The sequence below is a fragment of the Vulcanisaeta sp. EB80 genome (assembly GCF_002078205.2).
The window spans coordinates 14,754-40,153 of the sequence record NZ_LCWN02000014.1; the positions used below are offsets into that span (position 1 = coordinate 14,754).

A 25,400-nucleotide genomic window follows, 5' to 3' on the forward strand; every position below is an offset into this window, starting at 1 on the left:
ATTTAATATTAGGCACAGCTTGGTTGGGAGGGAGAAGTAATGCGGGATGATTGGGACGATGTCGTTAGACAACTCGAGGATTTGCTGAGGAAGATGGGTTGGAGCGAGGTTAGGATGTGCGAGGAGTTGTGGCGGTTCGTTGGTGTTGATGTTGATGAGTTTAGGATGCACGGGATAGAGCCGTGTGCTTGGCTTAAGGGCTTGGAGTCACTGCGTGATTTGAGGAGGCCCTACTGGTTTGGGTTTGCCATGGGTAGGTTGGTAATTAAGAAGCTCGATGATAAAATTAGGTTGGAGCTGGATACTAAGGATAGTATCGATGCCGTATTCTACCCAACACTGCTGAAGACCGTAAAGATGCCGAGACTAGATATTACGCAGGGAAGGGAGACGCCAGCGGAAAAACCCACGCCTGAATCAATCACTTTATCATACCACATAGACCTAGGCATTAATGAGTGGCCCTGGCCGATTAAATTGAACGCCGACGAGCTCGAGAGGATACTCGATGGCTTCGGCGATGGGGAGCTTGCGGAGTTCGTGGCTGGCGCAATCGATGGGGGTGGGGCAGTGTGGTATAAGAGAACTGCCTATGTAGGGATTACGGCTTGTAAGGATTGCCCGAAGAGGTTCATCCTCGATGTGCTGAGGAGGGTAATCACCGAGAGGTTCGGCATAACCGGCACCATTAAGTCACGGAGAACAAAGGACGCCCTAGTGTTCCGCGGCAAAAACGCCATTAAACTACTCGGGCGCGTCGTGGAACACCTGCACCACCCACACAGACGCCTAAGAGCCGAGTTAATCCTGGCATACTACAGCACCCAACATCAAGAGGAATAACGACCTAGAAAACCTCGCAAGGGCAACCCCACAACCCACACCCACGAGGACGATTTACCGCACCATTTTGCCCACTCCTCGTGACCCCCATGCCCACTGAAGGAAGGTTGCATTACCACTTTGCTATGCCAATAAGGTCGGTAAGTAATGAGTTGAGCAAGTTCAAGTCCAGCCCAGACGTCATTTATGGAGGGAGCGTTGGGCATTAATATAGTTGGTAAGGCTAGCCCAGGTGTGCAATTAAGGCATTGGGTTTGTTTTTAATTAGTCCCGCCCCAATCGTATAACCAGACATGTCAATGGGAAAGGAAATTTATAAAACACGCCCAACCACACGTGGTTGTTATGTTTGGTTGGGGTGGGCGAATATTAAGGATTGACCTTTCAAGTAGGAAATACGCCGTGCAATCTCTCGATCCGTCCCTAGCCACGAACTTCATAGGTGGTAGGGGCTTTGCAATAAAGACCCTGTGGGATGAATTACCGCCTAGTGTCGACCCACTAAGCCCACTGAACAAGTTAATACTCGCCGTAGGTCCACTAACAGCATTACCAATACCAAACAGTGGTAAGTTGGTGGTTGCCGCAAAGAGCCCGTTGACTGGTGGTTATGGTGATGGGAATATCGGTACGTGGCTTGCGGTGCACATGAGGAGGGCTGGTGTCGACATGGTGATTATCGAGGGTAAGGCTGAGAAGCCAACCTACCTATACATAGAGAATAAGGGTGAGGAGATAAAGGTCGACTTTAACGATGCCAGCGACCTATGGGGGCTGGATGCGTTCGCCACGGAGGATCGATTAAAGAAGATACACGGTAGTGACGTGGGCATGGTGATGATAGGCCCAGCCGGGGAGAGATTAGTTAGGTTCGCCACGATAGTTGCCCAGAAGGGGCGTAGTGGTGGTAGGCCCGGTATCGGGGCCGTCATGGGTAGCAAGAATCTGAAGGCTGTGGTTATGAGGGGACACGGCGATGTTAAGGTCGCCGACCCAATGCTTAGGAAAATCGGTGTTGACGCCATGGTAGCCACGAAGTCGAAACCCAACTACCCATTCTGGATGAGGCAGGGCACCACATCAACCGTTGAGTGGGCCCAGGAGGCCAGTGTGCTACCGACGTACAACTTCAGTGAGGGTCAATTTGATGATTACGATAAGATAGGCGGGTTCTCTGTTGAGAGGAATAAGGTTATGACTAGGTCATGCCCACAGTGCGTCATGGCCTGCGGCCATGTGGTTAAGGACTCTGAGGGCGAATTAGCTGAGTTGGATTATGAGAATATCGCGATTCTCGGTAGTAACCTCGGTATTGGTGACCTATCCAAGGTGGCCCATTTGAATAGGATTGCCGATATGATGGGTATGGACACAATAAGCCTGGGTGATACGATGGCATTCGCTATGGAGGCTACGGAGAGGGGATTAATCAATAGAACTGATGGAATCGAGTGGGGCGATTATAAGAAGGCTGCAGAGCTTGCCATGGACATAGCGCTACAGAGAACAGAACTTGGTAAGCTGCTCAGCAACGGCGTTAGGGCAGTGTCAATGAGGCTTGGTCAGGAGGCTACAGAGTTCGCAATGCATGTTAAGGGCCTGGAGATTAGTGCGTATGATTGCCACGCTGCCCCTGGCATGGCTCTTGCCTTCGCCACAAGCCCAATAGGGGCGCACCACAAGGACGCTTGGTTGATATCCTGGGAGGTTCAGAGGGGTAGGTTTGACTACACTAGGGAGAAGGTTGAGAAACTGATTGAGATGCAGGACATAAGGGGTGGGCTCTTCGAGACGATTGTCACGTGTAGGTTCCCGTGGGTTGAGGTTGGGCTTGAGCTTGATTGGTACTTTAGGCTGTTCAAGGCTGCCACGGGTATGGATATGAACATGGAAATACTTAGTACGATTAACAATAGGATATACACACTAATTAGGGCCTTTTGGGTTAGGGAGTATGGGCATTGGGATAGGGCATATGATACACCACCGGCTAAGTGGTTTAAGAAACCGCTGACAAAGGGGCCACTAAAGGGTGCAATGCTCAATTATGATGGTTATCAGCGAATGCTCAGTTGGTACTACGAACTAAGGGGCTGGGACGAGAGAGGGATACCCAGGAAGACCACCCTGAATAGGTTAGGACTTAACTACGTAATACCCCAACTAGGGAGAATCACCACTTTAACAGAATGAAAGGCATTTAAACAATTTACTAATTCTAATAACGAGAAAATGAGCGATAACTGCCGCCTCCCCCTGTTCGCAGATTGTAAGGAGGTTAATGATGAGGTTAAATGCCCTGGAGATGGCGGCTACAGTGTAATACCGCTCTTTGGTAAGAGGGTGAGGGTTAGGAAGGACTCAGCGCCCATAAGGCTCATGGGTTGTCTAGATGAGTTGGTGAACGTAGCGAACAATGCTAGGTTGAGTTTTGATGGCAATTATGCTGGCCGCATAGCCTCAATAGTCATGGCCCTATCTATGCAATTGAATGCATACCTGGTGCAGGGGACTGATGATAGGTTAGGCAAGGTTAAGGAGGTTGAGGATACCTTAATGAGTGAGATCGTGAGTTTATGCCGTGGGTTTAGGGGACCGCTTGGTTGGGTAATTGCAGTGACGCCTGAGCTTCAGGCTATCGATGCTATGAGGGTTAAACTTAGGGAGTGCGGTAGGATCACATCATCAATGCTTGATGATTACCCACAATCATCCAACATAATTGGTGTTCTAAACCATGCCGATAAGTTGGTTGCACAGGCCATCTATTGCCTTGGTGGTCGTGTGTTTAGGTCTGTCGATGATGCCGTGGAATACTTATTAAATGGTATTTCGTAATAAGGACAGATTTATTAACAAATAATTATTTGTAAATTATTAATGAGTGTTGCGGATAGGCTTAGGGAAAAGTACGACGAGTGGGTTAGGGAATTCCTAATACCCACGCTTAAGAGGGTTCCCGAGTGGCGTAAGTTCGCAACATCCTTCGGCGTAGAGATTAAGCCATTATATACACCATTGGATGTTAAGGGCGATTATTTGGAAAAGATGGGATTTCCTGGTGAGTACCCGTTCACGAGGGGTATATACCCAACAATGTATAGGTCGAGGCTATGGACGTTCAGGGAATACTCAGGCTTCGGCTCGCCCGAGGATACGAATAAGAGGTACAAGTTCCTGATATCACAAGGGCAGACGGGCCTAAGTGTAGCATTCGACTTACCCACCCAGTTGGGTCTTGATCCTGACCATGAACTCGCATACCCGGAGGTAGGTAAGGTTGGTGTATCTGTACCTGAGGTTGTCTCCATGTCCATACTATTTAATGGTATAGATATTAGTAAGATAACGACATCATTCACGATAAACGCCACGGCAGCCGAGATTTTGTCCATGTACATAACCGTGGCCGAGGGCATGGGTATTGATAAGGCCGTGCTCGATGGTACAATACAGAATGACATACTTAAGGAGTTCATAGCCAGGAACCTATACATATACCCACCACTCCACTCAATGAGGTACGCCGTGGACATAATAGCGTACACGTCAAGGAACATGCCGAAGTGGCACCCAATAAGCATCAGTGGTTACCACTTCAGGGAGGCTGGCGCAACCGCGGTGCAAGAGGTTGCTTTCACACTTGCTGATGCCATTGAATACACAAACTGGGTCATCAACAGGTGGAAGATGGGTGTTGATGACTTCGCACCAGGGCTCTCATTCTTCTTCGCTGCAACAACAAACCTCTTCGAGGAGGTTGCGAAGTTTAGGGCTGCACGTAGGTTATACGCAAGAATAATGAGGGAGAGGTTTGGCGCGAAGAAACTTGAATCAATGAAACTTAAATTCCACGTGCAAACATCGGGAGCTACATTGACTGCGCAGCAGCCTGAGGTCAACATAATAAGGACCACAATACAGGCCCTGGCCGCCGTGCTTGGTGGTGCCCAATCACTCCACGTTAACGCGTATGATGAGGCCCTGGCGCTACCCACGGAGAGGTCCGTCAAGCTTGCCCTGAGGGTTCAGCAGGTAATTGCCTACGAGAGTGGTGTAATCGACTCAATAGACCCGTTGGGTGGTTCCTACTACATTGAGTGGTTGACGGATACTATCGAGGAAGAGGTTATGAAGATAATAGACTATGTGGATAAGCTCGGTGGTATGACGAGGGCTGTCGAGATCGGCTACCCGCAGAGAGCTATTGCTGAGTCAGCGTATCAGTACCAGAAGATGGTTGAGGAGGGTAAGATCGCCGTTATAGGAGTCAACATGTTCAGGGAGGAGGAGGAATTACACATAGAATTACACAGGGTTGACCCTGTATCTAGGGAGAGGAGTATCAAGAGGGTGAGGGATGTTAGGGAGAGGCGTGATAGGGAGGCTTGGGAGAGGGCACTTAATGACCTAAGGAGGGCTGCAGAGTTGGAGGATGAGAACGTATTCCCATACATACTCAACGCCATTAGGGCTAAGGCAACCGTTGGCGAGGTTTCGGGTGTGTTACGCGAGGTTTGGGGCGAGTATAAACCGCCGAGTATTTATTAAACGAAAAAAGATTTATAGAATTATTAACGTAGTAAGGTTAAATGCCCAAGCCTAAGGTAATCATAGCCAAACTGGGCCTTGACGGACATGATAGGGGAGCCAAGGTTATCGCAAGGGCGTTGGCCGAGGCTGGCTTTGAGGTTGTTTATACTGGCATCAGGCAGACGCCAAGCCAGGTTATTGAAACTGCAATACAGGAGGATGCTAAATTAATAGGCATAAGCATACTGTCCGGCTCCCACATGGAGCTTATTGGGGAGTTAATGAGAATTATGAGGGAGAGGGGCGTGAGTATACCTGTCCTTGTCGGCGGTATAATACCACCTGAAGACAGGGATGCATTACTTAAGATGGGTGTGGCCGGTGTCTATGGACCTGGAACACCACTTAGGGAAATCATCGATATCGTTAAAAAATTGACGGGTGTTTCGTGAATGAAAATCGAGGAGTTACTCGAAAGGGCTAGGAATTGGGATAAGTTGTCTATTGCGAAGTTAATAACAATGGCTGAGGAGGGTGTCGAACCCCAATTAGATGTTCGTAGGAGGAGCCATGTCATTGGAATAACAGGCCCACCAGGCTCTGGAAAGAGCACGCTAATATATACAATGGCCAGGAAGATACCCCAGGACAAGAGGGTTGCAATACTGACAATAGATCCGTCAAGCCCATTCACAGGAGGCTCATTCATGGGCAATAGAATTAGGATGCAGGAACTAACATCAAAACCTAACATATACATCAGGAGCATGGCAACCAGAGGCATACGTGGTGGCCTTAACTATGCGACAGTCGCCGCAATAAACATCCTCGAGTACGCAGGCGCCGACTACATATTCCTGGAAACCGTCGGAGCTGGGCAGTCAGACACCGATGTTAAGTACGTTGCCGATACCATACTAGTCCTCGTACCACCACTATCCGGTGACGAAATCCAAGCCCTAAAGAGCGGACTTATGGAGATTGGCGACATATACGTAGTATCTAAGTCGGACAATCCAGCATCCGAATCGACGTACAGGGACTTAATGGCGATGGTGGATATGGTGAGGGAGATAAAGGGCGAGACCTGGAGACCCACCGTGCTGAAGGTCTCTGGTCTCTATGGTTATGGCGTTGATGAACTTCTGAAGGTTATTGACGACAGGTTTGGAGAGTTAATGAAGAATGGTAGGTTAGACAATACATTAAGGAGTAGGAGGACCCTCGAGATGCGCCTCTACGCCTATGATCTACTTGAGAAATCCCTCAATGAGGCGAAGGATTTGGAGTCGAAGGTCATCAATGGCGAGCTATCACCACGGGATGCGGCAAGGAGGCTACTTAATTATTATGATAAGCCAAGGCTTGATCACGTTGCCGTAGCAATTAAAAATGTTGATGAGGCTGCCAGGAAGTTTAGGGAACTCGGACTTAGGGTTAGTGATCCAATAGTTGTGGAAGAACAGGGCGTTAAGGTCGTCATGGTGATGCTCAGTAATACTAAGATCGAACTCCTCGAGCCACTTGGACCAGAGACCACGGTGGCCAAATTCATAGAGAAAAGGGGTGAGGGTATTCACCACATAGCCATTGAGGTTGACGACATAAACAAATTCATAAACATCGCAAAAAACGCAGGGCTGACAATCACAGGCGAACCGAGCAGGGGCGCTGAGGGTATTGTCACCTTTATACACCCCAAGAGCCTACACGGTATCCTCCTAGAATTGGTGCAGCATGAGTGAGCTTTAAAAATGTCTAAGCCCAGGGCTTTGCTGAGTGAGGAGTAGATCATTCGAGCACGGCTATACAATGGTATTTAGGGGAGGGGGCCCAACTAAGTATTTATTGCTAGCCATGATAATAATCATCCCCTACCTAATGACCCTTTATACGCGTGAGACGGTATTAACCTATGTAAAATCTCTCGTAGTTTACGGTCTCGTCTTCCTAACAGTCCTCATATCACTGAGGGCGGTGATATCCACATACCCCTACAGAGGCTTTGGTGTATCAACGTCGTTATTCAACACGACTCTCGTGGTGTTCATAGACCTATTGATAACCCTGGCCGTGCATAAATTCATAGTTGGGTTTGGTGCATTATCCTCAGTACTACCATTGAGTGCGATGATGATGGCACTTAGAGGACTTGAGCATAATGGCAAAACACTGAGGAAGTACATAGTTTACCCCATATACACATTACCTGGAGTCCTAATAATTCAGTATGTTTCCTACGTACTAGTAGGCACCGTAAGCATCATCAAATACCTAGCCCTCGACTCCGTGTTCTACCTATTCTCCTTCCTATTCATCTACTACGTGATCTTCAAGTTCGAGAGCTCGTACGGAGGCATAGACATACTGAAACTATTCAGCTCATACCTATATGCCGCACTCTTCGAGTACCCAGAACCCTTTGAACGCGAATTAAGCCGTAAGGCAACCACAAGGGATGTAAAGGTGCACCTATTCATGCTACGCGATGGTAATTCCACAAGTGCCGTCACAATACCAGAACTACATGCGGGACCCATAGCCAAGGTTGGCGGTGGCTACCTAATCAGCGACTTGGTTAGTGAGTTAGGTCGTTATGTGAAGTCGGTGGTTTACCTCCACGGCATCGGCAGTCACGAGTTGGACCCAGCAACTAGGGTTGACGTACGTAAGGTGGTTAAAGCCGTGGCATCAAAGGTCAGGGATTTCCTAGGTAATAATAGTGATGATGATCACGTGTGCGTTGGGAAGCCACCAATCCAGATAGAGGGTAGGGGCTACAGGGTTACACACGTCCCCCTATGCAGTAAGTCGCTCGTGATTGTCAGTAGGCTTATTAAATCGAGCGATGATATACCGCTGAACGTATACGAGGAGTTAAGGAGGAGGGTTAAACTCGATTGGGATGATGTAATAATCATTGATGCACAGAACTATTACTCAGACGATAATACGTGGGATGAGAATGATTTACGCGAGCTATCCTCGATACTAAGTAAAATTGGCGAATTAGAGGAGCAAAGACTCAATATTAAGTCATGCATAATCCACATTCCCAAGTACGTATTTGGGCCCATACAATTCGAGATTGGCGATAATGGGCTAATAACGTGGTGCCTCGAAATCAACGGTAAGAGGGTACTGCTGGTGATATTCGACGGCAATAACCTTAAGAGGGAACTGGCTGACGCCATAATTGGCGAGTTTCGTAAGGACTTCGACATCGTTGAGGTGCTAACGACGGATAATCACCAATACACGGGCATCGCCAGGTTCACGAGGAGTAGGGGCTACAGGGTTGTTGGTGATTTAATAAGCCACGACTTAATAATGAGGCACATAAGGAGAAGTGTCAAGCAGTGCATCAACGGTTTAAGTGACGTTAGTATTCATTATTACCCAGTAATAATTAATGATATCCGCGTTATCGGTGATTCCTTCAACGAGATGGTTAGGGCTGCAGAATTGGGTGTTGCTGATTGGAAGAAGCATTTCGCAACATTAATAGTCCTACCCATCCTAACAATGATCGTCCTAGGCATAATCTTTGGGATTCTCTAACTTAATAAGTACAAAAGGTTTAATAGAGAGATCAACGAAGTACTTGTTAGGGAAGGGTATGGGATCCGAGGATCTGAAAAGACAGGCCATAAGGGCTCACATAGTTGGTCTAATAACTAGGCTGGAGAATTGGGTCAAGGACCAGAGAAAGTTCATGGATGAGCTTCAGAAATACGGTGGTTACATAACAAGCCAGGATAGGCTCTCGCTACTACTATCTGCCCAAGCCATGCTATACTACATAGAGAGGACATTAAAGGACTTCGAGTCCTGGCTCAACAACCCAATGATAACATCGATAATGCCGGAGGACATGCTGAAGGAGCTTGAGGAGAGGCTTAGGGACATAGCGATAGAATTCGTTAAGTTAGACATAGACCACACGAGCAAGTACGTCGACATACTGAAGAAGATGGAGAGTGAGAATGAGATACCGGACATACTGAAGCTATACATAGAGCAGAGAGGGGTTGTGCAGCAGAGAGGGCAGCAGGGCGAGCAGGGCGAGGTACCTAGGTTTATGTAATTCACTAAAAATAAATTACCGCTCTTATTTTGCACCAATCTCATTTAGGTAATCCCTTATTATCTTTATGGCATCCTTACCGAACATTTTAACTATCAAATCCACATGCTCCCTAATAATCTCACTCTTAACATCATAAGGAATCGCCAACTCATAGACATACTGCCTAATGTTGTTAATCACCTTCTCACGCTTGTTAATGAACCCCCTTGTGTACAACCTACTGAGCACGGTAAGCACGGTTGTGTAGGCGGTCTTCCTACCCCTCCTCGTCAACTCCTCCCAAATAGCCATCGCCGTAGCCTCCCCAAGCTCATTGAGAATACCAATTACCTCAGCCTCGAGCGGTCCAATCATCAACAAAAGCCTCTTCCTACGCTCACTTTGCTCCATTACATGGAACTACACGCGTAATTTTATAAACCTAACACTCAGTCACATGAACCTTGAAAAATCAAAGAAACAATTACTAACACCTTGCAGAACTTATTGTCCTATTAAATCTTCTACACTAATAATGAACCTTTAATTACGGGCATTATTGAATAAAGACCTTCATGGGCTGCGTAGTTGTTTGTGGGATTTATCAACCTGAGGCAATAAGGGTTATACAGAATTAGTAACCCTGATATCTAAGCGAACTTTAAAGATGTGTGGTGCATAATCCCTAACTATCCTCCTATTAATAACAAGGCAGTTAAGTCCTAATTCATGGCAGTACTTCTCAACGAGATCCCCTGCCTCACCGAATGGATCCTCCTCAGTACCTAGGTGGTAGAAATGAACAAAACCGCCGTCCTTAACGCACGTTAGGGATTGCTTAAGGAATTTGTGCGCACCCAATGGCAGAGTCAGCAAAACCCTATCCACATTGTGAAAAAGTCCCATTAAGTTAGCCGCATCTCCAAGGAGTGGCAATACCTTACCCTCAAGCTTATTCAACTTAATATTACTGAGCATGTAATTGTAGGCGTACTCATTAAGCTCAATGGCTATCACCAACCTAGCCAATGGCTGCCTCTTCAGGATCGCCACTGCGTAGGGCCCAACACCCGCGAATGGGTATAGAATAACCTCGCCAGGCATTACCTGCCTCGCGATATCCTCCCTATCACCCTGATCCCTAGGCGAGAAGTAAGCCTTCGTTGGGTCAACACGGATCAGGTAGCCATCCTCCTTATGAACAACCTCAGTGGGCCCAGGAATAAGCACCTCGTATTTATAGAGCCTAAACTCGCCCTCTCTAGCACCAACCCTCCTAAGCACAGCCCTAACATGCCTATTCAACTTCATTATAGCCTCACCAATTACCACCTTATAATCCTCAAGCTCCGGCGGTATCTCGACGATGGCCACCGCGCCGGACCTGGAGCCAACTACGTCAAAGCTCCTGGGTATTTTATCCCAGAGCTCCTTAGGCACGAGCGCCTTAACGAAATCCTTCAGCGTTGGCACAATACCCATAATCAAGGACCTGTTGGGTTTTAAAGCCAGTCTTCGTCGTTAACCACATGGAATAAAAATTAATAAGCACTTGTAAAACGCCTTCCTCCAATGAGCAAATTAATAGAATCGATGCCTGGCATTGTATCGTATAGTACGGTTAGGGAGGTTAAAGGACCATTAATAGTCATCGAGAGAACAAAGGGGGTTGCTTATAACGAGATTGGCGAGGTCGTCGGACCCGACGGAATGCCAAGGATGGTTCAGGTGGTTGAGGTAGGCAGTGATTATGCCGTGGCTCAAGTATTAACGGGTACACTAGGCTTACCTGCCAAGGGTAGTACCGTGAAGTTCTACGGAAGGACGCTCAGGATACCAGTTAGTGAGGATTTATTGGGCAGGGTACTCGACGGTAAGGGGCAGCCTAGGGATGCCATGCCTTTACCACCGGCTGAGGAGTACCTGGACATAAACGGTGAACCACTCAACCCATACGCCAGGGAGTACCCGGAGGAGCCTATCGAGACAGGCGTCAGCGTGATCGACGGTCTCAACACAATGGTTAGGGGACAGAAGCTACCAATATTCAGCGGGACGGGACTCCCACACAACATGCTAGCCGCCCAGGTGGCTAGGCAAGCAACCGTTAGAGGTCACGAGGAGGAATTCGCAATAATCTTTGCGGCGATGGGTTTGAAATCCGAGGAGGCGCTATTCTTCCTCAATGAGTTCAGGAGGACTGGTGCATTAAGGAGGTTGGTCATGGTCCTCAACCTAGCAAGTGACCCAATCGCAGAGAGAATCCTAACACCAAGGACAGCCCTAACAATAGCCGAATACCTAGCCTGGTATAGGGATTACCACGTATTAGTAATCCTAACGGATATGACGAACTACGCCGAAGCCCTCAGGGAACTATCATCATCAAAAGGCGAGCTACCAGGTAGGCGTGGTTATCCAGGTTATATGTACACGGATTTCGCGACGATATACGAAAGGACTGGTAGGGCGAAGGGTAAGAGGGGCAGCATAACGCAATTCCCAATACTTACAATGCCGCACGACGATATCACACACCCAATACCAGACCTGACTGGTTACATAACCGAGGGCCAGCTAGTCCTAAGCAGGACACTGTGGGGCAAGGGCATATACCCACCGTTTGACGTAATAATGAGCCTATCAAGGTTGATGAAAGACGCCGTAGGTGAGGGCAAGACAAGGGACGACCACAAGTACGTAGCTAACCAACTAATCGCAGCCTACTCAAGGGCGCTAGACGTCAGAAACCTGGCACTACTCGTCGGCGAGACGAACCTGAGTTGGCGTGAGAGGAGGTACCTAAGGTTCGCAGACCAATTCGAACGTAAATTCATCGCCCAAGGTTACTACGAGAGAAGGACCTTTGAGCAGACACTTGATATTGCTTGGGATGTTATTAGTATATTACCTGAGGACGAACTCACGAACGTACCACCAGACATATCCAAGAGGTACTATAGACGCTCGATCTTCGAATCCATAAAGGACGTTGGTGCGTAAAATCTACAATTAGTATTTTGTAAATAGTGTTAAGGGTCTCGTTCGTTAATATTTACAGAGTTCACGGGAGGCAATCTTAATAAATTCTGTACAATAACTGATCACCTATGCCTAAGACCAAGGCGAAGGAAAAGATGGTGCTGATAAGTGTGCACATACCGAAACAGATGTTGGAGGAGCTTGATGAATTCGTGAAGCAGGGCATATTCCCAAGCAGGAGTGAGGCGATACGTATCGCTATAAGGGACCTGCTCTATAGGGAGAATTCGAGGAGCAAGACCCAGAATGTGGAGGATTTAATATTATTACCGGGAAGGTGAGGTTTGAAAAGGAAGGTGGTGACTTGCCACGATAAAAATATCAGGATTGAATTATCAATTACTTCTTTTAAAATAATTCTATATAAGCGCATATATTATATACGCAACACATAGGCAATATTATTTAAGGGTTAATCTCAATTAATTACGTGAGGAAAATTATTGCGGGTATAACTGGAGCTAGTGGTGTGGTGTATGGTGTGCGTTTTCTAGAGGTTATTAAGCGGTACGCCAGTGATGCTGAGGTTCACCTAATAATTAGTAATGCCGCGGTTAAGGTGTTGAGGCATGAGTTAGGTCTTGATAGGGACTACGTGGTTAGGCTTGCGGATAGGGTTTATGGCGAGGACGAGTTGGATGCTCCGATTGCGAGTGGCTCGTTTAAGCATGATGGTATGGTGATAATACCCTGCTCCATGAAGACCCTAGCCTCCATAGCCCATGGTATTGCGGATAACCTGATCACGAGGGCTGCTGATGTGGCTTTGAAGGAGAGGAGGAGGTTAATCCTAGTAATTAGGGAGACGCCGCTTAATTTGGTGCATATTAAGAATATGGAGTTGGCTACGTTGGCTGGTGCCATTGTCATGCCTGCCGCGCCGGCTTTTTACCATAGGCCTAGGAGTGTTGATGATTTGGTGAATTTCATCGTTGGTAGGGTGTTGGATTTGTTGGGTATTGAAAATGATCTGTACAGGAGGTGGGGGCAGGCATGACGTGAGGGGTGCCCTTTTCAAGATCCCAATAATGCGATTCTACTGCCTTGGGTTAGGGCGATGTGGTTTTAAAGGGAGTTTGGTGAGTTGCTTGTTGGTTCATGGGTTTGCCTGTTTGTACGAGGTGCGGTAAGAGGCTTGCGAATTACTATAGGGCGTCTAGTGGCGAGAGGCTGTGTCTTAATTGCCTATTTGGGTCTATTGAGGATACCGTGCTTTGGACCATTAGAAGGTATAGGCTTATTGTTGATGGTGATAGGGTTGGTATAGCGATTAGTGGCGGTAAGGATAGCCTAACGTTGATGTACCTTCTCGGTAAGTTTAGGAGGCAGGGTAAGATACCGAGGAATGTTGAGTTGATTGCGTTCAGTATTAATGAGGGACAGCCGTACAGCTGCTTCTATAGGATGTCAAGGGCTGATTATGTGCAGAAGCTTGGTGAGGAGTTTGGTATACCGTATAGGGTCTATACCTTTAGGGAGTTGTTTGGGGTTACGGCTTCGGATATAGCTCACGGCTTATGGTCCAGAGGTATTAATGTGCATATGTGCACGATAGATGGCGTGTTGAGGCGTAGGGCCATGAACATGATCGGCCGCCAACTTGGGTTGACCAAGATAGCCACTGGTCATAACCTGGATGATGAGGCTCAGACCGTGCTCCTGAACGTGCTTAGTAATGACTTGGATAGGTTTGCTTGGTTTGGTCCGACCCCTGAGGTTGATAGGGAGGGTTTTATACCTAGGATTAAGCCGTTGCGTTTTGTTAGGGAGGAGGAGATAGCGATTTATGCGTATTACCATGGCATACCGCTCATGGAGTTGGAGTGCCCGTTTGTGTATAGTAATCCTAGGTATGAGTTGAAGTTTACGTTGGCTAGGTGGGAGAGGGATAATCCCAACATTAAGCATTCCCTGGTCTCGTTTGGCGATTCACTCGCTAAATTAATGAGTGAGAGGGCGGTTAATGTGCCGCTCAATAGATGTAGGTACTGTGGTGAGCCTACGTCTAAGGACGTTTGTAGGGTTTGTGAGTTAATGAGTAGGGCTGGCTTGCTTGAGAGGTACTTGGCTCATTTAAGGACTTTGAAGCTTACGGAAACGCAGTCACCATTGTAGCTCTTGTTGACGACCTCAACGCTAGCCTTCAGGGCTTGTGTTAGGAAGCCTGTGTAGTACTCGATCATTAGCTCTTCAATTACGTGTTTATCATTTAATTCGCTACAGGACCTTATGGTGATTACGCCGTCTCTCTCAACCAATGTTATCCTGCCTAGGCCCCTGAATTGCCCCATCCTGACTAGCTCGCTTAGGTTGCTGTTGCGTAGTGCTGATGAGTCAGCGCTTCCTAAATCCCTTATTACCCTCCTAAAATCGGTATTTGCCAGTAGATCCTTTATTCTCTCCAGCTCCAGGATGAGGACTTGGTGGTCCCTGAACGTTGGCATTATCATCGAAGGTACCATAAATGCCTCCCTCTCAACAACCCTATACCTAACCCACTCCACGAAGGAGAACTTCCTGAGCTCCCTCTCGAGGTCATTAAGTGATGAGTCACTATTTGTTAAGTCGACTATGAAGTGTAGGAGGAGTTGGGTTCTGTTTACGGATATGTTTAGCATGTTTATTCCGTGGTCTGCGAACACGTTAGACAACGCCGCAAGTATGCCGGGCCTGTCTGCCGTGAACTTCACTAGGAATTCCCCAAGTACCTTATCCCTACCCTCAAACGATAGCGCCAGGTCTCTGTACAATGTTTCCACAAGCCAACCCCCAGGACCTATGTCTTAAAAACTTATTTGCTACGTAGGTTACGAGCTTATTTTATTGGGTTAAATAGCACGAGGAAGGGTGGGTAGATATTACATGAAGTATGGCGGTTAATTTTTAAAGGGTATTTTGTAATTAGCGTTTTGGGACCTTTATTGGTATGGAGTTTAGGCCGAGGTTACAGGATAAGCGTTGGGACGTATCAAAGGAGGTTGAGTTGCTGAGGAAGTGGGAGGAGGAGGGGTTATTCGAGGTAAAAATCGATAGAAACAAACCAATACTCGTCATTGATACGCCACCTCCATACCCGTCTGGCAGACCGCACATTGGCGGTATTGCTCACTATGCCCAAATCGATATGGTGGCTAGGTACTTCAGGATGAGAGGTTACAACGTCGTGTTTCCATTCTACGCCGACAGGAATGGCTTGCCTGTGGAGGTTCAGGTTGAGAGGACCTATGGGATAAACATGTACGAGATACCCAGGGAAAAATTCCTTGAACTGTGTAGGAAGTTCCTTGATGAGTATGAGGGTGAGTTCGTGTCTATATACAGGCGTTGGGGTGGTTCATTCATTTACTGGAGGAATGGGACGGATAGTGAGGAGTATAGGAGGGTTACCCAGGAAACATTCATTGAGTTGTGGAGGAGGGGTTTGATTTACGAGACTAGTAGACCAACACTTTGGTGCCCGAGGTGCAGGACAGCGTTGGCTGAGGCTGAGGTTGAGTATAAGGATGAGGACTCGTACCTAAACTACATAAAGTTCAGGGTTAAGGAGACCGGGGAGGACATAATAATAGCCACCACAAGGCCGGAGCTTCTGCCGGCTACTGTGGCTGTGGCCTTCAATCCAGGCGATGATAGGTACAGGAGGTTAGAGGGTCTCCACGCGATAGTGCCACCGCTCAATCAGGAGGTTCCAATACTTACGCATCCGTCGGTCAAGCCCGACTTCGGTACTGGGCTTGAGATGATTAGTACCTTCGGCGACACTAGGGATTTAATGGTCGTTAATGAGTTGAGGCTGCCCATGAAGATAATAATTAACCCGGATGGTACGCTAAATGAGGGTGCAGGTAAGTACAGGGGGTTGAGTGTTAGGGAGGCTAGGGAGACCATAATTAGGGATTTGCAGGAGATGGGCTTGATCGTTAAGAGGGAGCCGCTTAGGCACACCGTGCCCATTTGTTGGAGGTGTAAGACGCCTATAGAGATAATAATTACCAAGGAGTATTTCCTGAAGCAATTGCCCTTTAAGGATGACTTGGTGAAGATGGTTAGGAATGAGATGGTGATTAAGCCGCCTGAGTACGCCCAAACCCTTATTGATTGGATAAAGTCCCTAGAGTTTGATTGGCCTATCTCGAGGCGTAGATACTACGGGACCGAGATACCGATATGGTACTGCATTGATGATGAGGGTAATGCAAAGCCCATAATTCCGAACCCAGGTAAGTACTACAGGCCCTGGAGGGATGAGCCACCACCTGAGGTTAAGGAGCAGTGCCCAAGCGGTAAGTTGGTTGGTGAGGATAGGGTCTTAGATACTTGGTTTGACTCATCAATATCCTGGATTTATGCAACAGGCTATACAAAGCCAGAAATTAGGGTCTTTGAAGTGGCTTACCCACACAGCATACTTAGGCCTCAGGGTTACGACATAATCAGGACGTGGCTCTATTACTCGGTTGTTAGGGCATACCTACTCTATGGGAAACCGCCGTTTAAGTACGTTAGGATTAGTGGTATGGGGCTTGATGAGAAGGGCGAGGCGATGCATAAGTCGAAGGGTAACATAATAGATCCCATGCTGCCCATAGAGAAGTACGGCGCCGACGCCGCTAGATTCTGGGCAGCCGCCTCGGCTAAATTGGGTAGCGATTATAGGTATAGTGAGCAGTTGATAAGGACCGGGCATGATTTCGCCGTGAAGCTCTGGAATATTGCCAGGTTTATATCCTCATTCCCAGAGGTTAATGACGACTACGAGTTAACAGCCCTAGACCTAATGATACTAGCTAAAATGAATGATGTTGCTAGGAAGGCAATCGAGGCATACAACGAATTCGACGTTTATGTACCCATAAACCTAATCTACGACTTCATGTGGCACGTGTTCGCTGATCACTATCTCGAGGCCGTTAAGTCCAGGGCATACAATAGGGAGGGGTCGTTCAGTGAGGGGCAGCAGAGGGGTGCCTGGTTCACGCTGTATAAGGTCTTGAAAACCATGCTTAAGTTATTGGCTCCCATAATGCCTTTCGTGACCGATGAAATATGGAGGAGTCTGTATGGTGAGTCGATTCATAGACAGTTAATTGAGGACCCAGACCCGAGGTTTGACAACGCCGAGTACCTCAGGTTGCTCGAGCCATTCATGGAATTTAACAGCGCAATATGGACATATAAGAATAGGGCTGGGTTAAGTCTGAATGAGGCGATTGAGGGTATCGTGTACGCGCCAGAGATACTTAAACCGCTTGAGGCTGAGTTAAGGGCTATGCATAAGATTAGGGAGTTGCGTTTTGGTAAGCCTGAGGGTAGCAACTACGAAACCCTAGATGAGAAACTAGGTATTTACCTGGTCAAATGACCCAGGGCAATTAATATGGACCCGGTAATCACCGATGCTATGGATATTAAACCAACAATTAGGAGTACCGCGCCAAAATCGTAGTATTGAAGCAGGAAGCCGATTACGTATGGTGATATGGAGCCGCCAAGTTGGCTCATGAAGTTTAGGAAGCCGCTTGTTGCACCAACACTCTTGGTAAACCTGGAAATGGCTATTGAAGGGGCTGCGTAGAAGCCGTAGAGAAAACCAAGCGAGAGCATGGCTAGTACCAGGAGGTAAATTATTGATACCTTAGGTATTAGGCAAATAAGTATGGCTAGGAGCAGTGATGATGATATGCTCGTTATCACATAACCAAGTCTATCACCAAGATACCCACCAATAATGGCGCCTGCGGAACCCATTATCGAAGCTAGGAAGGCGAAGAACCCGCTATATGATGGCGGCACATTAAGTACATGAACCACGAAATAAGTCGACCAACCAAGGAAGCCCAGGTAGGAAAAGCCTGAGGAGAATCTGATAAACCCCATACCCAGGATTCCAATGTTTTCAGGGCCTATGGTTATCTTACCGTTGACCTTACCATGCCTCGGTACTTTAATCAACGGTACCGTGGATGCCAGGACTATTGCTGCGAATAGTATGAAGGGTATGGGGTGATTTACTGAGAATAGGTATGGCGAGAGCATTATTGAGAGTGATGAAGCGAGGAAGAACATGCTCTGGTAAATACCGGCGCCCAGTCCGCTTCTGCCATAGTTCATTAACACCATACTTATTAGGGAGACGTAGGTTATGGCCATTAACGAACCCATCACGAACTGCACAGCCAGTAATGCGCCGTAATTATTAACTATGAAGGGGTATAGGGTATTGAGTAATGCAATCATTATTAGTATGTAAATGACTATACCGTAACCATACCTATCCACCAAAAATCCACCGATCACCTGGAAGATTGTGTAGCCAACCCATAGCATTGATATTACTAGGCCACCCAGGGCCGTGCTTATACCATTCCTACCCACGAGATACGGTAGTAACGATGGTATGGAAAACCTAACAAGAACCACTGAGAAGAATGCTAAGGAGGCGGCGGTCAGAATAAATGCACCACCCCTACTTGCATTCACGTCGTTAATTGCATTAGAAGGGTTAATAAATACTGGCTTTACCCATGCCCGCTATGGCGGAGGTATACCTTGTGTATAGGGTTACACCGAGTAGGTCGGATGTAAATTATGATGAGTTGAAAAACACGATAAGGAAATCCCTTGAGCCTAAGTACAAGGTTGATAAGGTCGAGGAGGAGGATATAGGTTTTGGAATAAAGGCTCTTAGGGTTTACATCAGGATGCCTGAGGAATCTGAGGAGCACTCAAGCGATGAGGTTGAGAACATACTAAGTGGTATAGACGGTATAGGGAGCATTGAGCTTGAGTACTTCACAAGACTCGGCTTCTAAAGGCCTTGTTTTAAAAATAATCGTAATTAATCATTGAGATTATTAACGCAATAAGTTTTTTAATTCCACGGGGTATTAATGGGTGAGAATTATGATGGAGGGTGGTCATGTTGATGAGTGGATTGAATTGATTGTTAAAGAAGCTAAACAAAGGGATGCCCAGAGACCCATTGTTAGGGTTGACCCTGAGGTAATGAGGAATTACGGCATTGAACCTGGCATGGTACTGCTTATTGAGGGTAGAAGGAGGACTGCGGCGAAGGTTTGGTACGGCCTGCCTGAGGATGAGGGTAAGGGCATAATAAGGATGAACGCGATAATTAGGAAGAACGCTAATGTCGAGATTGACCAGAAGGTTAGGGTGAAGAAGGCTGAGGCAAAGAAGGCTGGCTTGGTTAAGTTAGCGCCTGTGAATATGACGATAAGTGTTGATCAAAACTTCGTACAATACACAAAGCAGAAGCTTAGGGATTACATACTGATGGAGGGTGACTTGGTCCAGATCCAGGTTCTTGGTCAACCATTAACATTCCAGGTGGTTCAGACTAAACCCAATGATGCACCGGTGATTATTGATGAGGACACGAACCTAATGATATATGAGAAGCCCGTTGAGAACATAAACATACCGAGGATCACCTGGGAGGATATTGGTGATTTAAAGGAGGCTAAGGAGAAGATTAGGGAGTTAGTTGAGTTACCACTCAGGCACCCAGAGATCTTTGAGTACCTTGGTATTGAGCCTCCCAAGGGTGTTTTGTTGATTGGACCGCCGGGCACTGGTAAGACTTTGTTGGCCAAGGCCGTGGCTACGGAGACCAACGCCTACTTCATAGCCATTAACGGACCCGAGATTGTATCTAAGTATTATGGTGAGTCTGAGGCTAAGTTGAGGGAGATTTTTGAGGAGGCTAAGAAGAATGCGCCGGCGATAATATTCATCGACGAGATAGACGCAATAGCACCGAAGAGGGAGGAGGTCACAGGAGAGGTGGAGAAGAGAATTGTGGCCCAGCTGCTCACATTAATGGATGGTCTTCAAGAGAGGGGACAGGTCATAGTCATTGGCGCCACGAATAGGCCAGAGGCTGTGGATCCGGCATTAAGGAGACCAGGCAGATTCGACAGGGAGATCTGGATTAATCCGCCTGATACTGAGGGTAGGTACGAGATACTCCAGGTGCATACGCGAAACATGCCCCTGGCTAAGGATGTTGACTTGAGGAAGCTCGCCGAGATAACATACGGCTACACGGGCGCTGACATTGCTGCATTGGCTAGGGAGGCTGCCATGAGGGCTTTGAGGAAGGCTTTACAGAGTGGTATTTTGAATGTTAATAAGGAGGATGAGGACCTAAGGAAGGATCTCGAGAAGGTCAAGGTTTCGATGAATGATTTCCTCGAGGCTATGAGGGAGATAGTGCCGAGCGCCCTTAGGGAGATACACATAGAGATTCCCAAGGTCAGGTGGAATGACATTGGTGGGCTTGAGGAGGTTAAGCAGGAGCTTAGGGAGGCCATTGAGTGGCCGTTGAAGTACCCGGAGAGGTTTAGGAAGATGGGTATTAGACCTCCTAAGGGTATTTTGTTGTTTGGTCCTCCTGGTACGGGTAAGACGCTTCTGGCTAAGGCTGTTGCTACTGAGTCTAATGCGAATTTTATTGCTGTTCGTGGTCCAGAGATACTGAGCAAGTGGTTTGGAGAGAGCGAGAGGGCAATAAGGGAGATATTCAAGAAAGCCAGAATGGCAGCACCATGCGTAATATTCTTCGACGAAATAGACGCAATAGCACCAGCAAGGGGTTATGCGGAGGATTCACCGGCTATGGACAGGATTGTGGCACAGTTGCTTGCTGAGATGGATGGGGTGTCGAGATTGGACAACGTGGTTGTCATAGCAGCGACCAACAGACCGGACATAGTCGACCCAGCACTACTTAGGCCGGGTAGGTTTGATAGGATAATCTACGTACCACCGCCCGATTTGAAGGCTAGGTTTGAGATATTGAAGATACACACAAAGAACATGCCCCTGGCCAGGGATGTGGATCTTGAGGAGTTGGCTAAGATGACTGATGGTTACACGGGCGCTGACATAGAGATTTTGGCTAGGGAGGCTGGTTTATTGGCTATGAGGGAGACGAATGGTGCTGGTGAGGTGTCGATGAGGCACTTCCTGGAGGCTATGAAGAAGATTAAGCCGTCAATAACGCCTGAGATGATTAAGTTCTACGAGACTTGGTATGAGAGGATGAAGCAGACAATAACGCGTGAGAGGCAGAGGGCACCTACATTGTACGTATAATTGGGATTAAGGTTTATTAACCCAATTAACCCGTTAGGCTTGTTCTGTGAACGATAATGAAGAGGCCTGTGCCTGTTGAGGCTTTGATAATAAATCTAGTTAGGGAGAAGGGAGACATATGGTTTAGCGAGTTAATCCAAGCACTGAGGGCTTGGTACCCAGATATTACTGAGGCTGAGGCTTTGAAGGCTTTAATGAGGCTTGAGTTGGGTAGGTTAATTATTGTACAGAGGGTTGTTAAGAAGGATGGGGTTACTTACCACATTAGGATTGTTAAGGAGTAAGGAAAAGAGATAAAGGTCTGTTAAGAAAGTAATCCCTGACCAAATAATGGGTGTTACAGAACTGGGTAAGTTGATACCAGACAGCATTAGAAAGGTTGTGGACTTTAATCAATTATCGAACAGGGTGATAGCCCTTGATGCCTACAACGCGCTCTATCAATTCCTGGCATCAATAAGGCAACCAGACGGTACACCACTCATGGATTCCAAGGGACGCATAACAAGCCACTTAAGTGGTCTTCTGTATAGAACCATAAACCTGCTTGAGAATAGGATTTGGCCTGTCTACGTGTTTGATGGTAAGCCACCTGAGGAGAAGGCGATTGAGATTGCGAGGAGGAAGAGGGTTAGGGAGGAGGCCCTGGATAAGTGGGTTAGGATGATTGAGGAGGGTAGGAGGGATGAGGCTAGGAAATACGCCCAAAGGGCCCTCTTCCTCACTGATGACATGGTTGAGGATGCGAAGAAGTTACTAAAACTAATGGGCATACCTGTGGTGCAGGCCATGGCTGACGGGGAGGCTCAGGCGGCGGTGATCGCCAGGGAGAACAAGGCCTGGGCTGCGGGTAGTCAGGACTATGACTCACTACTCTTTGGTGCGCCGAGACTTGTTAGGAACCTAACGGTAACGGGGCGTAGGAAGCTACCTAATAGGGATGAATATGTGGAGGTTAAGCCTGAGATAATAGAATTGAATGACGTACTCAAGACACTCAAGCTTAAGGATAGGGTGCAATTGATAGATCTGGCGGTAATACTGGGTACAGATCTAAACCCAGACGGCGTACCCGGCATTGGACCACAGAAGGCGTTAAAGCTCGTTCAAGAATTCGGTGGGTTAGAGAAACTGCTCCAGGGACCGCTCAAAAACGTTCAATTCCCAACAGATCCACTCAAGATACGCGACTACTTCCTAAATCCACCCCACAACCCTAATTACAAGATAGAGTTTGGACAGCCGGATGAGAGGGGTATAATTGATTTCCTAGTTCGTGAACACGACTTTAATGAGGAGAGGGTTAGGAATGCGATTGAGAGGCTTAAAAAGGCCATGAGCAAGAGGAGGGAGTCAACACTCGATTCATTCTTCGGATAATCAATACCCCTTCCCTAGGTTAAAGCTTAAAATCTTCATGATCCTAACAATGCCGGGATAATTACATGAGGATAATATTGTCAATAGTTAGTTGGGCATCGAGCCTAATATCGGGCATATTCACATCCGCCATACAACTAATTTACTCAATAATTCAGTATATATTAACGAGACCTGAGGTCAACATACCATTCCTAAACCCAATAATAGACTTCCTGAACAAGGTACCAATAATAAACATAATAGTACACCTAATACTATGGAGACCAATATTCGACCTACTCTTCGCACCAGGCCTCGTATCTGTAATCATAGCCTTAATATACATAATATGGTTCGAAAGAAAAATAACAGCCAAGGTCCAATGGAGGATTGGGCCTCTGGAGGTATCGAGACCGATAGGCGGTTTCCTACAGCCATTCGCGGACCTGTTTAGGTATACATTCCAGGAGTTCGTGGTTCCACAACAGGCGGATAGGAACTACTTTATTCACGCACCAGCGATAGTTTTCATACTATCCACACTGCCCATATTCTTCATACCAATAGGCCCCATGGAGACTAACGGTGTCGTTAATGGGATATACGGCATTTACACGGGTTATGATGTGTTAATAGCCCTCGCCCTAATAACACTCTTCAATGTGGGTATAATACTGATTGGCTGGGCCAGTAATGATAGGTTCACGTACATAGGCACGGTGAGGGAGGCACTACTGTACACGGGTTATGAGACGGTACTAATACTTTCTGCAATATCCATACTGCTAATTTACGGGACGGCAGACCCATTTAAGATTGTTGATTGGCAAGTGGCGCACCTGCCTGGTATAATAATAAACCCACTGGCCTTCCTGGCATTCGTTATAGCGACCTTAATGGCAACATCGAGATTCCCATTTGAAATATCTGAGGCTGATACGGAGATAGTCCTCGGTCCATACACCGAGTACAGCGGCGTCATATATGGATTGGTCATGACCATGAGCTACGAAAAACTATACGTACTGAGCCTACTAATTGTTCTATTGTTCCTAAACGGTTGGGCTGGACCATACATACCGCCACTAGGTGCATTATCATATGCCATATGGTTTGGTATAAAGACTTACATAGTAATGATGATTTTAGTCTTCACGAGGGCCGTGTACGGGAGGTATAGGCCAGACCAGGCATTGAAGATGAGTTGGTCGTCATTACTTGGATTGGCTGTCGCAAGCCTAATACTATCCCTAATAATTAAACTCCTCTAATTATTTTAAATTTAAACAACTTTTACATTATCCACAATCAACAATAAGTGTATTTGTAAAACCATCACCAACTCGATAAAATAAGAATCTCAATTCTTCCATTAACCATTAGTAATTGAGTTAAGCACTAAGTTAATAAATAGGTTGTCCAGGAACAATCCACAATGGTCATATGCCCAGTATGTGGTAAGGAGTATGCAAACTCAAGTTCGTTGTTAAAGCATGTGAAGTTGAAGAGTAGGTACGACACGATGCACATGGCGTTTTGGCTTGAGTTCCAGAAATACATAAGTGTGCCGAGGGAGGAATGGACAATGCTTACTAAGACCGATCTATTCAGGGAGTTCCTTCGCGAGAGGGGTCTTCTTTAAAACTATTGCTGAGCACTGCAGTAATAACTTAACTAATAGCCTAATTAATAACTCCGTAATCATAAACCAGCGTGAAGAGGAAGGGACAGGTGCTATCACAGGAATTGGATTATGCATTGAATTGGCCAATTAAGCTTAGGGAGTTGTCCATAAGGCTTCAGGAAAAATCCCATGGAGTAGTTAAGGAGGCGATTAAACTTTACATGAGCGGTTTGATAGATAGGGAGTCACTCATGGAAATAATAAGACTAAGTGGATTATCCTTACATAAGTATGTTGACCCAAGGAGGTACGTAGAGTATGAAGGTGAGGATACCATAGAGGACGCCGAAGAATTGGTTGCTGATGACTTCGAGAAAGCACGTGATGCATTTAGGGAAGTCCATGAAGAGTATGTTGGTGAAAGTGTAATCAAGAGGTTGATGGTTAATGATCGATGAATTGATACGTAGGTATGGGAGGTACATGGGAGGTATAGACTATGAGAAGGTACTCAATCAATTATTGAATGAGGAGGATAGATTGAGGGAGGTTGAGAGGAGGTTGGCTGGAATTGACACAGGCCAGCAAGTAAATAGCGAAACCCTGAGGAGACTTGAGTTGAGGCAGTTAATCACTAGGTATGTGGAATTGAAGAATAAAGAGGGACAATTGCTCGAGTTAATCAAGGAATTAAAGTTGAGGGGATACACCAGGGCTGAGGTTACGAAGGCAATGAAGAAATTAAGGAAAGTAAGGAGGGAGATACGCATGGTAAGAAGGCTTATGAAGATAACAACACGCAATAATGAG

Annotated in this window: 25 protein-coding genes; 21 read left to right on the top strand and 4 right to left on the bottom strand. The window is 46.8% G+C overall.

What is annotated here, in order from left to right; all coding sequences use genetic code 11:
- Positions 1 to 39 precede the first annotated feature (39 nt).
- The 8 genes from B7L70_RS04055 to B7L70_RS04090 all read left to right on the top strand — a co-directional run bounded on the left by B7L70_RS04055 (position 40) and on the right by B7L70_RS04090 (position 9,463).
- Positions 40 to 843: an LAGLIDADG family homing endonuclease gene (locus B7L70_RS04055; RefSeq protein ID WP_081226617.1), complete on the top strand. Its 804-nt coding sequence runs from the start codon at positions 40 to 42 to the stop codon at positions 841 to 843.
- Positions 844 to 1,188: 345 nt separating this feature from the next.
- Positions 1,189 to 3,036: an aldehyde ferredoxin oxidoreductase family protein gene (locus B7L70_RS04060; protein WP_081226618.1), complete on the top strand. Its 1,848-nt coding sequence runs from the start codon at positions 1,189 to 1,191 to the stop codon at positions 3,034 to 3,036.
- A 39-nt stretch (positions 3,037 to 3,075) separates the two neighbouring features.
- Complete coding sequence (locus tag B7L70_RS04065; protein WP_081226619.1) at positions 3,076 to 3,681, top strand: cobalamin adenosyltransferase; 606 nt, start codon at positions 3,076 to 3,078, stop codon at positions 3,679 to 3,681.
- 42 nt (positions 3,682 to 3,723) lie between these two features.
- Positions 3,724 to 5,394 carry a methylmalonyl-CoA mutase gene (locus tag B7L70_RS04070; protein ID WP_081226620.1) on the top strand — a complete coding sequence of 557 codons (1,671 nt, stop codon included), beginning with the start codon at positions 3,724 to 3,726 and terminating at the stop codon, positions 5,392 to 5,394.
- Positions 5,395 to 5,435: 41 nt separating this feature from the next.
- Positions 5,436 to 5,828, top strand: coding sequence for a cobalamin B12-binding domain-containing protein (locus tag B7L70_RS04075; protein ID WP_081226621.1), 393 nt, complete (start codon positions 5,436 to 5,438; stop codon positions 5,826 to 5,828).
- Positions 5,829 to 7,121: a methylmalonyl Co-A mutase-associated GTPase MeaB gene (gene meaB, locus B7L70_RS04080; protein ID WP_081226622.1), complete on the top strand. Its 1,293-nt coding sequence runs from the start codon at positions 5,829 to 5,831 to the stop codon at positions 7,119 to 7,121. It begins immediately after the preceding gene.
- Positions 7,122 to 7,155: 34 nt separating this feature from the next.
- Entirely contained in the window at positions 7,156 to 8,937 is a 1,782-nt protein-coding gene (locus B7L70_RS04085) for a DUF2070 family protein (protein ID WP_238376093.1), read from the top strand.
- 43 nt (positions 8,938 to 8,980) lie between these two features.
- Positions 8,981 to 9,463 carry a DUF2153 family protein gene (locus B7L70_RS04090; RefSeq protein WP_369907333.1) on the top strand — a complete coding sequence of 161 codons (483 nt, stop codon included), beginning with the start codon at positions 8,981 to 8,983 and terminating at the stop codon, positions 9,461 to 9,463.
- A gap of 24 nt (positions 9,464 to 9,487) precedes the next feature.
- On the opposite strand, the gene B7L70_RS04095 is transcribed toward B7L70_RS04090, so the two are convergent.
- Positions 9,488 to 9,856: a BlaI/MecI/CopY family transcriptional regulator gene (locus tag B7L70_RS04095; protein WP_081226624.1), complete on the bottom strand. Its 369-nt coding sequence runs from the start codon at positions 9,854 to 9,856 to the stop codon at positions 9,488 to 9,490.
- A gap of 213 nt (positions 9,857 to 10,069) precedes the next feature.
- Positions 10,070 to 10,927, bottom strand: a complete 858-nt coding sequence (locus B7L70_RS04100) for a class I SAM-dependent methyltransferase family protein (RefSeq protein WP_202908675.1) — start codon at positions 10,925 to 10,927, stop codon at positions 10,070 to 10,072.
- Positions 10,928 to 11,038: 111 nt separating this feature from the next.
- Between B7L70_RS04100 and B7L70_RS04105 the strand changes: the two genes are divergently transcribed.
- From B7L70_RS04105 to B7L70_RS04120, 4 genes are all read left to right on the top strand, one after another.
- On the top strand, positions 11,039 to 12,448 hold the full coding sequence (locus tag B7L70_RS04105) for a V-type ATP synthase subunit B (protein WP_202908676.1): 1,410 nt from the start codon (positions 11,039 to 11,041) through the stop codon (positions 12,446 to 12,448).
- 107 nt (positions 12,449 to 12,555) lie between these two features.
- Positions 12,556 to 12,768, top strand: coding sequence for a ribbon-helix-helix domain-containing protein (locus B7L70_RS04110; protein WP_013335185.1), 213 nt, complete (start codon positions 12,556 to 12,558; stop codon positions 12,766 to 12,768).
- A 149-nt stretch (positions 12,769 to 12,917) separates the two neighbouring features.
- Positions 12,918 to 13,484 carry a UbiX family flavin prenyltransferase gene (locus B7L70_RS04115; RefSeq protein ID WP_081226626.1) on the top strand — a complete coding sequence of 189 codons (567 nt, stop codon included), beginning with the start codon at positions 12,918 to 12,920 and terminating at the stop codon, positions 13,482 to 13,484.
- A gap of 101 nt (positions 13,485 to 13,585) precedes the next feature.
- Positions 13,586 to 14,602, top strand: coding sequence for a TIGR00269 family protein (locus B7L70_RS04120; protein WP_081226627.1), 1,017 nt, complete (start codon positions 13,586 to 13,588; stop codon positions 14,600 to 14,602).
- On the opposite strand, the gene B7L70_RS04125 is transcribed toward B7L70_RS04120, so the two are convergent.
- Positions 14,557 to 15,246 (bottom strand): ACT domain-containing protein, encoded by a 690-nt coding sequence (locus B7L70_RS04125; protein ID WP_162009090.1) that lies wholly within the window; start codon positions 15,244 to 15,246, stop codon positions 14,557 to 14,559. The genes B7L70_RS04120 and B7L70_RS04125 overlap by 46 nt on opposite strands.
- Positions 15,247 to 15,413: 167 nt before the next feature.
- Between B7L70_RS04125 and B7L70_RS04130 the strand changes: the two genes are divergently transcribed.
- Positions 15,414 to 17,849 carry a valine--tRNA ligase gene (locus tag B7L70_RS04130; RefSeq protein WP_081226629.1) on the top strand — a complete coding sequence of 812 codons (2,436 nt, stop codon included), beginning with the start codon at positions 15,414 to 15,416 and terminating at the stop codon, positions 17,847 to 17,849.
- On the opposite strand, the gene B7L70_RS04135 is transcribed toward B7L70_RS04130, so the two are convergent.
- Entirely contained in the window at positions 17,834 to 18,967 is a 1,134-nt protein-coding gene (locus tag B7L70_RS04135; protein WP_162009091.1) for an MFS transporter, read from the bottom strand. The genes B7L70_RS04130 and B7L70_RS04135 overlap by 16 nt on opposite strands.
- Before the next feature lie 53 nt (positions 18,968 to 19,020).
- Between B7L70_RS04135 and B7L70_RS04140 the strand changes: the two genes are divergently transcribed.
- From B7L70_RS04140 to B7L70_RS04175, 8 genes are all read left to right on the top strand, one after another.
- Positions 19,021 to 19,299: an elongation factor 1-beta gene (locus B7L70_RS04140; RefSeq protein ID WP_081226631.1), complete on the top strand. Its 279-nt coding sequence runs from the start codon at positions 19,021 to 19,023 to the stop codon at positions 19,297 to 19,299.
- Positions 19,300 to 19,390: 91 nt separating this feature from the next.
- Positions 19,391 to 21,604 (top strand): CDC48 family AAA ATPase, encoded by a 2,214-nt coding sequence (locus B7L70_RS04145; protein WP_081226632.1) that lies wholly within the window; start codon positions 19,391 to 19,393, stop codon positions 21,602 to 21,604.
- Between the two features lie 56 nt (positions 21,605 to 21,660).
- On the top strand, positions 21,661 to 21,888 hold the full coding sequence (locus B7L70_RS04150; protein WP_081226633.1) for a hypothetical protein: 228 nt from the start codon (positions 21,661 to 21,663) through the stop codon (positions 21,886 to 21,888).
- Between the two features lie 46 nt (positions 21,889 to 21,934).
- Positions 21,935 to 22,984 (top strand): flap endonuclease-1, encoded by a 1,050-nt coding sequence (fen, locus tag B7L70_RS04155; protein WP_081226634.1) that lies wholly within the window; start codon positions 21,935 to 21,937, stop codon positions 22,982 to 22,984.
- Between the two features lie 65 nt (positions 22,985 to 23,049).
- The gene (nuoH, locus tag B7L70_RS04160; RefSeq protein ID WP_081226635.1) at positions 23,050 to 24,237 is read left to right on the top strand and encodes an NADH-quinone oxidoreductase subunit NuoH; all 1,188 of its coding nucleotides are present in this window, start codon (positions 23,050 to 23,052) and stop codon (positions 24,235 to 24,237) included.
- A 164-nt stretch (positions 24,238 to 24,401) separates the two neighbouring features.
- Positions 24,402 to 24,608: a hypothetical protein gene (locus tag B7L70_RS04165; protein WP_081226636.1), complete on the top strand. Its 207-nt coding sequence runs from the start codon at positions 24,402 to 24,404 to the stop codon at positions 24,606 to 24,608.
- 71 nt (positions 24,609 to 24,679) lie between these two features.
- Complete coding sequence (locus B7L70_RS04170) at positions 24,680 to 25,048, top strand: hypothetical protein (protein ID WP_081226637.1); 369 nt, start codon at positions 24,680 to 24,682, stop codon at positions 25,046 to 25,048.
- The coding region (locus tag B7L70_RS04175; protein ID WP_081226638.1) for a hypothetical protein at positions 25,038 to 25,400 on the top strand (363 nt) is incomplete at its 3' end. The genes B7L70_RS04170 and B7L70_RS04175, both read left to right, overlap by 11 nt.